At 50.7% G+C, this 12,015-nt stretch carries 12 protein-coding genes; 5 read left to right on the top strand and 7 right to left on the bottom strand.

Annotation, left to right across the window (positions count from 1 at the left end; translation table 11 throughout):
* Nucleotides 1-6: 6 nt before the first annotated feature.
* A complete protein-coding gene (locus T411_RS0112380) occupies nt 7-285 on the top strand; it encodes an HPr family phosphocarrier protein (protein WP_001135899.1) in 279 nt (92 codons plus the stop codon).
* A 160-nt stretch (nt 286-445) separates the two neighbouring features.
* A complete protein-coding gene (mgtE, locus tag T411_RS0112375; RefSeq protein ID WP_000840452.1) occupies nt 446-1,807 on the top strand; it encodes a magnesium transporter in 1,362 nt (453 codons plus the stop codon).
* Nucleotides 1,808-1,879: 72 nt separating this feature from the next.
* Here mgtE and pmbA read toward each other — a convergent pair whose 3' ends face one another.
* Nucleotides 1,880-3,223, bottom strand: a complete 1,344-nt coding sequence (gene pmbA, locus T411_RS0112370; RefSeq protein ID WP_000382640.1) for a metalloprotease PmbA — start codon at nt 3,221-3,223, stop codon at nt 1,880-1,882.
* 110 nt (nt 3,224-3,333) lie between these two features.
* Here pmbA and yjgA point away from each other — a divergent pair, with 110 nt between their 5' ends.
* Nucleotides 3,334-3,903, top strand: a complete 570-nt coding sequence (gene yjgA / locus T411_RS0112365; protein WP_000101588.1) for a ribosome biogenesis factor YjgA — start codon at nt 3,334-3,336, stop codon at nt 3,901-3,903.
* Between the two features lie 103 nt (nt 3,904-4,006).
* Here the strand turns inward: yjgA and thiQ are convergent, their stop codons facing one another.
* From thiQ to mpl, 5 genes are all read right to left on the bottom strand, one after another.
* Complete coding sequence (thiQ, locus tag T411_RS0112360) at nt 4,007-4,723, bottom strand: thiamine ABC transporter ATP-binding protein (protein ID WP_000880287.1); 717 nt, start codon at nt 4,721-4,723, stop codon at nt 4,007-4,009.
* Nucleotides 4,724-4,734: 11 nt separating this feature from the next.
* Entirely contained in the window at nt 4,735-6,327 is a 1,593-nt protein-coding gene (gene thiP, locus T411_RS0112355) for a thiamine/thiamine pyrophosphate ABC transporter permease ThiP (RefSeq protein WP_001082343.1), read from the bottom strand.
* A gap of 9 nt (nt 6,328-6,336) precedes the next feature.
* Nucleotides 6,337-7,329 (bottom strand): thiamine ABC transporter substrate binding subunit, encoded by a 993-nt coding sequence (thiB, locus tag T411_RS0112350; RefSeq protein WP_000671910.1) that lies wholly within the window; start codon nt 7,327-7,329, stop codon nt 6,337-6,339.
* Nucleotides 7,330-7,590: 261 nt separating this feature from the next.
* Nucleotides 7,591-8,220, bottom strand: a complete 630-nt coding sequence (locus T411_RS0112345) for a flavin prenyltransferase UbiX (RefSeq protein ID WP_001063923.1) — start codon at nt 8,218-8,220, stop codon at nt 7,591-7,593.
* Between the two features lie 12 nt (nt 8,221-8,232).
* Nucleotides 8,233-9,588 carry a UDP-N-acetylmuramate:L-alanyl-gamma-D-glutamyl-meso-diaminopimelate ligase gene (gene mpl, locus T411_RS0112340; RefSeq protein WP_000547403.1) on the bottom strand — a complete coding sequence of 452 codons (1,356 nt, stop codon included), beginning with the start codon at nt 9,586-9,588 and terminating at the stop codon, nt 8,233-8,235.
* A 305-nt stretch (nt 9,589-9,893) separates the two neighbouring features.
* Here mpl and fbp point away from each other — a divergent pair, with 305 nt between their 5' ends.
* The gene (gene fbp / locus T411_RS0112335) at nt 9,894-10,904 is read left to right on the top strand and encodes a class 1 fructose-bisphosphatase (protein WP_001171116.1); all 1,011 of its coding nucleotides are present in this window, start codon (nt 9,894-9,896) and stop codon (nt 10,902-10,904) included.
* A 172-nt stretch (nt 10,905-11,076) separates the two neighbouring features.
* Nucleotides 11,077-11,607 (top strand): inorganic diphosphatase, encoded by a 531-nt coding sequence (ppa, locus tag T411_RS0112330; protein ID WP_000056163.1) that lies wholly within the window; start codon nt 11,077-11,079, stop codon nt 11,605-11,607.
* 59 nt (nt 11,608-11,666) lie between these two features.
* On the opposite strand, the gene T411_RS0112325 is transcribed toward ppa, so the two are convergent.
* Complete coding sequence (locus tag T411_RS0112325; RefSeq protein WP_001164257.1) at nt 11,667-12,014, bottom strand: gamma-glutamylcyclotransferase family protein; 348 nt, start codon at nt 12,012-12,014, stop codon at nt 11,667-11,669.
* Nucleotide 12,015: the final 1 nt, after the last annotated feature.

The following is a 12,015-nucleotide window of genomic DNA, read 5'->3' as shown; positions in this document are numbered from 1 at the left end:
GCCCCTATGCCGCAACTAAGCCAAACCGTGCTGATCCAAAACCGCCTTGGCCTGCATGCGCGCGCAGCGGTTAAACTGGTGCAACTGGCTCAATCCTTTGATGCAGTATTGACTGTACAGAGCCAAGATGGCCGTGAAGCAACCGCCGACAGTGTGATGGGGTTACTGATGCTGGAATCGGCACAAGGGCAAAACGTGGTGATCTCCGCCGAAGGCTCGCAAGCCGAACAAGCTCTACAAGCGGTTTGTCAGCTTATCGAACAAAAATTTGATGAAGATGAGTAAGGCTCCTCACTAGCCACCTATCGCGCCGCCCCACCGGCCTGCCCTATCAAGGCAAAGAAGAGTAAAGAAATCCTTATTCCTTACTAAGATCTTATTAAATAAGCGGGTAAATTAAGTTACCATGCTGACCATTATTCCAATTCCAACCTAGGGGGAAGCCATGGCCGAGCAGATCGAATTTGACCAAGCTCACCTCACCCTCCAAGAAATCACTGAAGCCTTAGATAATGGCCGCTTTGTTCATGTCCGCCGCCAACTGCAGGACATGGAGCCAGAAGATATTGCTCATCTGCTGGAAGCCTCACCACGTAAAGCGCGTGAGGTGTTGTGGCAACTGACTGACCCGGAAGATTACGGTGAAATCCTTGACGAGCTGAATGAAGACGTTAAGGACGCGCTGGTGTCAAAAATGGCACCGGAGAAGCTCGCCGAAGCGACCGAAGGTATGGACATCGATGATGTCGCCTACGTATTGCGTAGCTTGCCGGATGATGTATCACGCGAAGTTCTGTCCCAAATGGATGCCGCAGATCGCATGCGGGTCGAAACCGCTCTGTCCTATCCGGAAGATACCGCCGGCGGTCTGATGAACACCGACGTGATCACCATCCGTGCCGATGTGGACGTCGACGTTGTACTGCGTTATTTACGTATGAAAGGCGAACTGCCGGAAGCAACCGATGCGCTGTATGTGATTGATGATGAAAGCAAACTGATTGGCCATCTTTCTCTTGTCACTCTGCTCACCACCCAACCGGATGTGCCGGTCAGTGAAGTGATGGACGATGCGGACGAAGCGATCAAAGTCGATATGAAAGACTCCGACATCGCCAATCTGTTCGAACGGCGTAACTGGGTTTCTGCCCCTGTGGTGGATGAAAACCAACATCTGGTTGGCCGTATTACCATCGATGACGTGGTCGATATTATCCGTGAAGACGCCGAACACTCGATGATGAGTATGGCGGGTATGGATGATGACGAAGATACCTTCGCCCCTGTCGTCAAATCAGCGCGCAAACGCAGTATTTGGCTTGGGGCCAACGTGCTAGCCGCTCTTGCTGCGGCTTCGGTTTCGAACATGTTTGAAGCGACTCTCGAACAAATGGCGGCGGTTGCTGTGCTGATGACCATAGTACCATCCATGGGCGGCGTGGCCGGTAACCAAACCGTGGCTCTGGTGATTCGGGGGCTGGCACTCGGTCACATCGGTGACAGTAACAAGCGTGAACTTCTAATGAAAGAAGCGGCAATCGGCCTACTGAATGGCATTACCTGGGCATTGATCATCGGAGCCATCGTCGTAGTGTGGAAAGGAGAATGGATGCTTGGCGGGATCATTTCCGCGGCGATGATGACCAACCTTATCGTGGCCGGCATTGCTGGAGTCAGCATTCCTATTTTGCTGAAAAAGATGAACATCGATCCCGCTCTCGCTGGCGGGATGGCGCTCACCACCGTCACCGATGTGATTGGTTTATCCGTTTTTCTCGGTCTAGCCACTTTGCTGCTGGCCAGTTAATGTCCGATTTCCCAAATTGATTCGACAAAAAAGCCGACTTTCTGTCGGCTTTTTCATTCAATGGCTCAGAGCTTACTCGCCTGCGACCTTCATTGATTCAATCAAAATAGAACCGGTTTGGATCTGGGAGCGCGTTTCGATATCACTGCCCACCGCGACAATCTGCTGCAACATCTGCTTGAGGTTACCCGCAATGGTGATTTCAGAAACAGGGTATTTAATTTCACCGTTTTCTACCCAGAAACCAGCAGCGCCACGTGAGTAATCTCCCGTCACCACATTCACACCTTGTCCCATCACTTCGGTCACCAATAAGCCGGTACCCAGCTCTTTGAGCATCTGTTGGTAGTTTTGACCAGTCGATTTCACATACCAGTTATGAATGCCACCCGCATGACCGGTTGGCGTCATATTCATTTTGCGCGCGGCGTAACTGGTCAGTAAGTAAGTTGCCAACACACCATCAGTGATGATTTCCAGATCTTGGGTACGAACCCCTTCACTATCAAATGGGCTGGAAGCCAAACCACGCATCACATGCGGGCGCTCACTGATATTGAACCACGTCGGCAGAATGGTTTTGCCAAGATGATCGAGTAAGAAACTCGATTTGCGATATAAGTTACCACCGCTGATCGCCATCACCAGATGACCGATTAAACCTGTCGCTACATCTGCCGCAAACATCACTGGAAACTGACCCGTTTTCAGCTTTTGCGGATCCAGACGGCTCACCGTATTTTCCGCCGCTTGCAAACCCACGCTTTCTGGCGTCCATAAATCGTCACGGTGACGCGCCACGGTGTAGCTGTAATCACGCTCCATTTCACCGTTGCGGCCTTCACCAATCACACTACAGCTAATGCTGTGGCGACTAGAGGCATAGCTAGCCAATACACCGTGGCTGTTGCCGTAAACACGAATGCCGAAATGGCTATCATAACTACCGCCATCGCTTTGCTTAATTTTCTTGCTGTAGCCTAAGGCCGCACGTTCTGCCGCAATGGCAATTTGCGCCGCCACATCGGGATTCGGCTCATCAGGATGGAAGAGGTCAAGATCAGGAATATCCTGCACCATCAATTCTTTCGGCGCAGGGCCAGCATAAGGATCGGCCGAAGTATACTGAGCAATATCCAGCGCGGCTAATACGGTTTGTCGAATCGCTTTTTCACTCAAGTCCGATGTTGAAGCGCTGCCTTTACGTTGACCGCGGTAAACAGTAATTCCAAGTGCACCATCACTGTTGAATTCAACATTTTCAACTTCACACATGCGGGTCGAAACACTTAATCCCGTGCTCTTGGTGATCGCCACTTCAGCCGCATCCGAACTCGCCGCTGCAAGCTCTAATGCCTTAGCAACCGCAGCTTCCAGCTCTTGACGCTGCAGCGCAACTCGCTCTTTTACATCCATATTTCATTCAACCATTGGTTATTGATGTTATTAGGATAACAAGAATTTCGCTTTCTCCCCACGATTCTTGCTAAAATAGCCGACATAAGTAACTCATCATGATGAAGAATATGGCACGTAAAAACCAAAAAGCCCCTTGGGAAGAGGAAGAAGAGATCATTTGGGTCAGTAGAACCGAAATGAAAAATGACATGCTAGCCTTGCAAAAGCTCGGCGAAGAGCTGGTTGAATTAAAACCTTCCGCGTTAGCCAAATTCCCACTGCCAGAAGATCTGGCTGAAGCGATCAAAGATGCGCAGCGTTTTAAAAACGAAGCTCGTCGCCGCCAACTGCAATACATTGGCAAACTGATGCGCCATATTGACCCAGAGCCACTGCAAGCGGCACTGGATAAGCTGCGTAACAAGCACTCGCAAACCACTGCATTACTGCACAAACTGGAGCAACTGCGTGATCGCATCGTTGCCGAAGGGGATAGCGCGATTGAAGTGGCGATGGAGCAATACCCAGAAGCGGATCGTCAACGTCTGCGTCTGTTAGCGCGTCAAGCCAGCAAAGAAAAAGCGGGCAACAAGCCGCCAAAATCGTCTCGCGAGATCTTCCAACTGCTGAAAGAAGCGATGTTGGCAAAACAAGAGATCGAAGAAGAGAGTGAAGACGATCTGGATTCAGCGGAATAAAACGCGAGGCCGCAAGCCATCTCGTTTTAACCAACAGCATCAAAAAAGGTTAGCGCAAGCTAACCTTTTTCTTTACGGTCGATGTATATCCGTTCACTCAGCGTTATTTCGGCTCACTCAGTGCCGCCGCCACAAACTGAGCCAGTTCAGGATGAGGATGCTGCGCTGTCACTGCCTGACAATCACTCACCACCTTCACTTTACCTTGGCTCAAAAATGCGATTTGGCTGGCGATGGCACGCGCATCACTAAGATGGTGGGTCACCATCACAACAGTGCGCTGCCGCTCACTGGCTAACTGTTTTACCAAAGCAAGCATCTCTTCACGCAGCAAAGGATCGAGCGCCGAAAATGGCTCATCAAGCAACCAAATCGGATTCGGCTGCACAAAACAGCGCGCGAGTGCCACCCTCTGGCGTTGCCCGCCGGAAAGTTGCTCAGGTAAACGATCTAGGTAGTCGGCAATTCCTACTTGCTGAGCGGCATCAACCACTTGCTGTTTCTGCTCAGCGTTCAATTTGAGGCCTGGATGTAAACCTAAGCCGATGTTTTCACGCACGGTAAGATGGGCAAACAGGTTGTGCTCCTGAAAGAGCATCGAAAAAGGGCGTTGATAAGGCGCTAAACCGAGTACCGACTGATCATTGACCTTGATGCTGCCGCTCACCGGTTCAATAAAACCCGCCACCAGACTGAGCAAGGTAGATTTACCCGCGCCACTGGGTCCCATCAGCGCCACAATGTCGCCATCAGCCACGTTCAGATCAAACTCGAACCATTCGTGCTCATATTCGTAACGCACTTTATCTAGAGCTAACATGCTTTTCCTTATTAGCGTTTGGTAAGCGGACGCTGGGCAAACAGCCGCTCAATCACATAAAACCAACCCACACTCATGATCAGCATGGCCAACGCAACGACCGCCGCGGTATCCATCTGATAGCTGCCGAGCAGTTGATAAAGATAGAGCGGCAGTGTGCGAAAATCTTGGCTACCAAACAGGGCAATTGCGCTTAAATCCCCCATCGAGAGCAGAAAACCGATCGCAAACGCATGGGAGAGAGGCTTACGCAGCGCGCGCCACTCCACTAAACGAAATCGACGCCAACCAGACATGCCTAAACTGGCGCACAGCAATTCATATTGCTGAGCCAAGTGCCACATAGGTTGGCTCAAGGTTTTTACGACGTAAGGCAGCGCCATTAGCGCGTTGACTGCGACCACAATCCAGTAAGCTAAACTAAACACATCGGTGATATTACGCAGCAACAAAAAGAGTCCGGTACTCACCACTAATCCCGGCGTGACCAGAATTAACGTCGCGATCCACTCCACGCCATTGGCGCGGCGATGAGCCGCTTTCAACCGCAAGGCTCGGCTGGTGAGTAACATCGCGATTCCACTGGCCAGAGCCAAGCTACTGGCTAAGCTCGCCACTTGCAAAGAGTGGCTGACTGCCGACCAAAAATCGCCGCTCGTCAGTACCTTGCCAAGCTTTGAATTGAGCCCTGCCAGCACCACCATCACTAATGGTGGCAATACCAAGACACATGCGGCGACAATCCAGCTCGTATCCCAAACTTTGGCGCGCCATGAATCACGTACCCAACGCTCAGTCACCTTACTCCCGGAACTGTTCATGGGGCGTGAATGCGAAAAACGCTGCAGGGTAAAAGTCAGTAAGGTACATAGCAACATCTGCCAAATCGCCAATAACGCGCCAATTTGCAGATCGAAATCGAATTTGATCGCTTGGTAGATCGCGAGCTCAATGGTGGTTGCTTTAGGCCCGCCGCCGAGCGCCATCACGGTTGCAAAGCTAGTAAAGCAAAGCATAAACACCAAGCCTGCAACGTGCGGCAGTTGCTGACGCAAGCGTGGCCACTCGACCCACTTAAACTTTTGCCAACGGCTCATGCCGAGATGGGCGCACAGCTTGTGCTGCTCACTGGGGATCGCTTCTAAACTTTGCAGCAGCAAACGGCTGGCATAAGGCAAATTAAACAGTACATGGGCAAGTAAAATACCGTTTAAACCATAAATCGAAAACGGCAGCGAGAGCCCGACACTGTGCAGCGTTTTGGCCAAAAAACCACTATTACCGTAAATCGCGATTAAACCAAAAATCGCCACCAGTACGGGCAAAACCAGCGTCATCGCGAACAGTTTCAGTAGTAAATCACGACCGGGGAAACGGCGCTGACTGAGGGCATGAGCAACCGGAATTGCCAACCCCACACTGAGCACGGTGGACCAGAAGGCTTGATAAAAGCTGAACTGGGTAACATGCCGATAATAGGCATCTTGCCAGATCAGATTCAGATTGAGCGGTGGCGCTTGCCAGAGCAGCGCCGCTAATGCCGCGAGGACAAAGGTCGCGACACCAGCCGCGACCCAAAAGCCTAATTGAGGAGTTCGATTCAACGCTTAACCTTAAAAGCTCAGCGCTTGCTGCCACTCACGAATCCATGGCTTACGCATTTGCGCGACTTCCTGTGCGCTGAAAGAAAGAGATTGTGTCGGTACCGCCAAAGTATCAAACCCTTTTGGCAGTTCAACCGCCGTCACTGGATACATCCAGTTACCCGTTGGGATCACGCTTTGGAACTCATTACTCAGGATAAATTGCAGGAACTTGTCCGCCAGCTCGCCATTTTTAGTGCTTTTGACTTTGGCGGCCACTTCCACTTGCAGGTAATGCCCCTCGCTGAAATTCGCTGTGGCAAAACGTGCATCATTTTCTGCAATCAAATGATAGGCCGGCGATGTGGTGTAAGAGAGCACCAGATCCGCCTCTCCACCGAGAAACATAGAGTAAGCTTCTGACCAACCTTTGGTCACAGTGACCGTTTTGCTCGCCAACTGCTTCCACGCTTGTGGCGCTTGGTCGCCATAGACAGATTTCATCCACAGCAGTAAACCTTGTCCCGGCGTTGAAGTGCGCGGGTCTTGGTAGATCACTTTCAGATCATCACGTTTTTCCACCAGCTCTTTCAAGCTGGTTGGCGGGTTAGCCAGCTTCTCTTTGTTATAGACGAAAGCGAAATAGCCATAGTCGTAAGGCACAAATGTGTTGTCACTCCAGCCATTGGGCAGAGTCACCTTGCTGGTATCCACACTGTGGGTCGCCAATAATCCGGTTTGCTTGGCTTCTTCGATAAGGTTGTTATCGAGCCCCAGCACCACATCGGCTTTGCTGTTGCTGCCTTCCAAACGCAGACGGTTAAGAATCGACACGCCATCATCCAAAGCGACAAATTGCAGATCGCAGCCACATTGTGCTTCAAACGCTTTTTCAATCGCAGGTGCAGGTCCCCATTCGGCGGCAAAAGAGTCGTAAGTGTAAACGGTGAGGGTTGGTGCAGCAGACGCTGCTGAGGCAACACATAGGGTTGCTAACGCAACCGCAGTCAGTTGAAATTTCAAGGCTCGCTCTCCTTAATGAGCGGCACAGGCTTGAGGGAGGCAGAGAATCGTCCATTATTCCATTCTGCAAACCTAGCTCAATTCCTACGCCAGCATTATCTGGTTCAGGTTCAACCGCGAACATCGCAGTCATTGCGGGTCCCAAGCAGTGCTTGATCTCAGCGCCATTCGGATGAATGGGTGGCCCCCCGTGAGTGGGTTGGATTGTAATGGGAAATCTTGTAATTAGCCAGTAGCGGAAAATCGCGACTGGCCATGTCATTACTCGCCGCGCACGCGTTGATCATAGCCCCAACGCGGTACGAGCGCTTGTTCGATGCCAAGATGATCAAGAATGCGCGCCACCATAAAATCGACCAGATCGTCAATCGATTGTGGCTGATGATAAAAACCCGGCGCAGCAGGCATGATAGTCACCCCCATGTGCGAGAGCTTAAGCATATTTTCTAAGTGCAAAGTGGAGAATGGCGTTTCACGCACCACCAACAGCAGTTGTCCACGCTCTTTCAGCACCACATCAGCGGCGCGTTCAATCAGATTATCAGACATGCCATGAGCAATCGCGGCTACACTGCCTGCCGAGCATGGACACACCACCATCTGCTTGGGGGCAGCCGAACCGGAAGCCACTGGCGAAAACCAATCTTCTTTTCCACACACCACCAACTTATCACTGGCGCAGCCCAGATGCTTCACCAAAGCCGCTTGCGCCGCTTCAGGGTTGGCGGGCAGTTTCAAGCCGTGCTCAGTCGCCAGTACCACTCGCGCCGCCGAAGAGATCAGTAGGTACACCTGATAGTCTGCCGCTAACAAGCATTGCAATAAGCGCAGCCCGTAAGGCGCTCCGGAAGCGCCAGTCCAAGCCAGTGTAATGGTTCGATTGTTGTTCATGCTCACCTTAAATTATTTCTGTTGCAGTGCCGCGAGCAACTTGCCATGAATGCCTTCAAAGCCACCGTTGCTCATCACCAAAATCTGGTCACCCGCTTGGGCTTCTTTGGCAATCATAGCCACAAATTCATCCATATTGGCGCTGACTTGCGCAGGCTGTTGACACTGTTTCGCGACCTCTTCCACCGACCAAGGAATGTTAGACGGCTGGTAAAGATAAACCGAATCGGCGCTGTGCAACGAAGCGGCCAAGGTTTCTTTGTGCACGCCCAGCTTCATAGTGGCAGAGCGCGGCTCAAGTACGGCGATGATTTTCTTATCGCCCACCTTGTTACGTAAACCGCCGAGCGTAAGTTCAATCGCCGTCGGGTGATGGGCAAAATCGTCGTACACCGTTACCCCATTGATTTCACCTTTCAGCTCTAAGCGGCGCTTGGTGTTGACAAACAGCCCCAGCGCTTCACAAGCCAGCTCTGGAGAAACCCCGACGTGACGCGCTGCAGCAATCGCCATCAGTGCATTACTGACGTTGTGATCGCCCACCAAACTCCAATTCACTTGGCCTACACGTTCACCTTTGAATAAAACGTGGAACTGTGAACCATCAGCGGTAATTTTTTCTGCTTGCCACTCGCCTTGCTCACCACTGAACTCGGTTTCGCTCCAACAGCCGCGCTGTAAAACATCGGCTAAAGCTTCATCTTGCTTAGGCGCGAGAATCCGGCCATTACCCGGCACAGTACGTACCAAATGATGAAATTGGCGCTTGATCGCCTCTAAGTTATCGAAAATGTCTGCATGATCGAACTCTAGGTTGTTCATCACTAAAGTGCGCGGATGGTAATGCACGAACTTAGAACGCTTATCGAAAAAAGCACTGTCGTATTCGTCAGCTTCAACCACAAAAAACATGCTTTCGCCTAAACGTGCAGAAATACCGAAATTCCCCAACACACCACCGACTAAGAAACCCGGTTGATAGCCGCAATGCTCCAGTACCCAAGCAATCATGCTTGAAGTGGTGGTTTTGCCATGCGTTCCCGATACCGCGATCACCCAACGATCATGCAGCAGAAAATCTTGTAGCCACTGTGGGCCAGAGGTGTAGCGCAGGTTGTGGTTGAGCACGTATTCCACGCAAGAGTTACCACGACTCATCGCGTTGCCAATCACCACCAGATCAGGCTTGGGCTCAAGTTGAGCAGGGTCAAAACCTTCAATGATCTCGATGCCTTGCGCCTCTAACATGGTACTCATTGGCGGGTAAACATTGGCATCGCTGCCGGTGACTTTATGACCCAATTGACGCGCTAACATCGCAACGCCGCCCATGAACGTGCCACAAATTCCCAAGATATGAATGTGCATAAAAACCCAGCCTTTTTACTGTGCGATTGGAATGGCTCCATTATCCCGATCCGCTACGCAAAAGCGAGTGCAGCAGCTCAGCGTGGTGTAAATTCGAAATGGTCGACAATCAAAGTGAGATCTCCGTCGGTTAGTTCAATACCCGTAAAAAGATCTAAGTTTTACAATTCACTACAGACAAGGTGCATAGCGCAATCGATTCCATCAGAGGATCCCATCATCTTGCTCAACCCGTTTGTTGCACTTCACTAACCTTAGGTCAACAAATGGGCGTACCCCCGACCCAATAGTGTTAAGGAACCAACATGCAGAAAATGCGCACCCTCGGTGAATTTATTGTTGAAAAACAACATGATTTCCCCCACGCCAGCGGTGAACTTTCCTCTCTTTTAGCCTCAATTCGTTTGGCCGCCAAAATCGTCAACCGCGAAATCAATAAAGCGGGACTGGCAGATATCATTGGCGCGTCAGGCAATGACAACATTCAAGGGGAAGAGCAACAAAAACTCGACCTGTATGCCAATGAAAAATTCAAAGCCGCACTGGAAGCCCGCGATCAAGTGTGTGGTGTGGCGAGCGAAGAAGAAGATGAAGCGGTCGCATTCAATAAAGAGCTCAACAAAAATGCCAAATACGTGGTGTTGATGGATCCGTTAGACGGCTCTTCCAATATCGATGTCAACGTATCGGTGGGGACAATTTTCTCGATTTACCGCCGCGTTTCGCCAGTTGGCACACCGCCGACGCAGGAAGATTTTCTGCAACCGGGCAATAAACAAGTCGCTGCCGGTTATGTGATTTACGGATCGTCCACCATGCTGGTGTACACCACGGGCAATGGCGTGAACGGTTTTACTTACGACCCTTCGCTCGGCACTTTCTATCTCTCCCACGAGAATATGCGCATTCCTGAAAACGGTAAGATTTACTCCATCAACGAGGGTAACTACATCCGTTTCCCGACTGGGGTGAAAAAGTACATCAAGTTCTGCCAAGAAAATGTGCCCGAAGATGGTCGCCCCTACACTTCGCGCTATATTGGTTCACTGGTGGCGGATTTCCATCGCAACCTGCTTAAAGGCGGCATCTATTTGTACCCGAGCACGCAAAGCCACCCGAACGGTAAACTGCGTCTGCTCTATGAGTGCAACCCAATGGCGTTTTTGATTGAGCAAGCGGGCGGTCTCGCTTCTGATGGTGTGCATCGCATCATGGATATCAAACCCACTGAGCTGCACCAACGTGTACCGTTTTTTGTCGGCTCGAAGAATATGGTGCATAAAGTCGAAGAATTTTTAGAGACTTACCCCGATTAAGCTTATTAGCGCCGCTCCATGCGGCGCTTTTTCTCTCTGTCGGCTTGGGGATCCTTTATTTTGAGAGTAAACTCACCCCTTTGCTGACGGGTGCATTTTGCGCCATCGGCAAACATGCATAATAATAAATCCCGAATTTGAAGTCCGGCCAACAGAAAAAAGGAAACCGTTAATGAGCTTAAACAATGTGCCAGCGGGCAAGTCACTGCCTGATGATATCTATGTAGTGATCGAAATCCCTGCCAATGCTGACCCAATCAAATACGAAGTCGACAAAGAGTCTGGCGCAGTATTCGTAGACCGCTTTATGTCAGCGCCGATGTTCTACCCATGCAACTACGGCTACGTGAACCACACTCTGTCACTCGATGGTGACCCAGTAGACGTTTTGGTTCCAACGCCATATCCACTCATCCCAGGTTCTGTGATCCGCTGCCGTCCAGTTGGCGTGCTGAAGATGACTGACGAATCCGGTGAAGACGCGAAAGTGGTTGCAGTACCGCACACTAAGATCTCTAAAGAATACGATCACATCCAAGACGTGAACGATCTGCCAGCGCTGCTGAAAGCGCAGATCACTCACTTCTTCGAGCGTTACAAAGAGCTAGAATCAGGTAAATGGGTAAAAGTGGATGGCTGGGAAGATGCCGCTTCTGCTCGCGCTGAAATCCTGAGCTCTTACGAGCGTGCGCAAAACAAATAAGCCCACGTTTGAGCACAAAAAAGCCAGCGTAAGCTGGCTTTTTTCTTTGTAGGTCAGAACTAGGCACGCTGACACCAATCTCCGGAATCAATCAGCGAATGTAAGCGATGGGTCTCTTGATAAATATAGATCCACGCGGTACCAAACGGTGTCTCAATCGTGTCACGCCGATATTCCACTGGCACATCTTCCAAAATATCTAGCTGCGCTAAAGTGTGTTCATCCACGAGATAGACTTCACCATGCACCGATTGATGCCCTTCCACCAATCCGGGATACGCGCCTAGATCATACAAGGCGTATTCAGGTTTAGTTTCAAACTGACCAAGCAACTGACTGTGTTGTAAATACGTGTGGTTGCTCTCTCCATGACGCAAAGTGCCATACACAAAAACGAGGTGCTGCACA

The sequence above is a fragment of the Vibrio cholerae ATCC 14035 genome, assembly GCF_000621645.1.
GTDB classification, from domain to species: Bacteria; Pseudomonadota; Gammaproteobacteria; order Enterobacterales; family Vibrionaceae; genus Vibrio; species Vibrio cholerae.
The sequence above is the reverse complement of the archived record's forward strand: the minus strand, read 5'-3'. Positions and strand labels throughout refer to the sequence as shown.

What these genes read in the sequence shown, in the direction of transcription:
- T411_RS0112380 (WP_001135899.1), top strand. Translation starts at nt 7, where the DNA reads ATGCCGCAACTAAGCCAAACCGTGCTGATCCAAAACCGCCTTGGCCTG.
- mgtE (WP_000840452.1), top strand. Translation starts at nt 446, where the DNA reads ATGGCCGAGCAGATCGAATTTGACCAAGCTCACCTCACCCTCCAAGAA.
- pmbA (WP_000382640.1), bottom strand. Translation starts at nt 3,223, where the DNA reads ATGGATGTAAAAGAGCGAGTTGCGCTGCAGCGTCAAGAGCTGGAAGCT.
- yjgA (WP_000101588.1), top strand. Translation starts at nt 3,334, where the DNA reads ATGGCACGTAAAAACCAAAAAGCCCCTTGGGAAGAGGAAGAAGAGATC.
- thiQ (WP_000880287.1), bottom strand. Translation starts at nt 4,723, where the DNA reads ATGTTAGCTCTAGATAAAGTGCGTTACGAATATGAGCACGAATGGTTC.
- T411_RS0112345 (WP_001063923.1), bottom strand. Translation starts at nt 8,220, where the DNA reads ATGAACAACAATCGAACCATTACACTGGCTTGGACTGGCGCTTCCGGA.
- mpl (WP_000547403.1), bottom strand. Translation starts at nt 9,588, where the DNA reads ATGCACATTCATATCTTGGGAATTTGTGGCACGTTCATGGGCGGCGTT.
- fbp (WP_001171116.1), top strand. Translation starts at nt 9,894, where the DNA reads ATGCAGAAAATGCGCACCCTCGGTGAATTTATTGTTGAAAAACAACAT.
- ppa (WP_000056163.1), top strand. Translation starts at nt 11,077, where the DNA reads ATGAGCTTAAACAATGTGCCAGCGGGCAAGTCACTGCCTGATGATATC.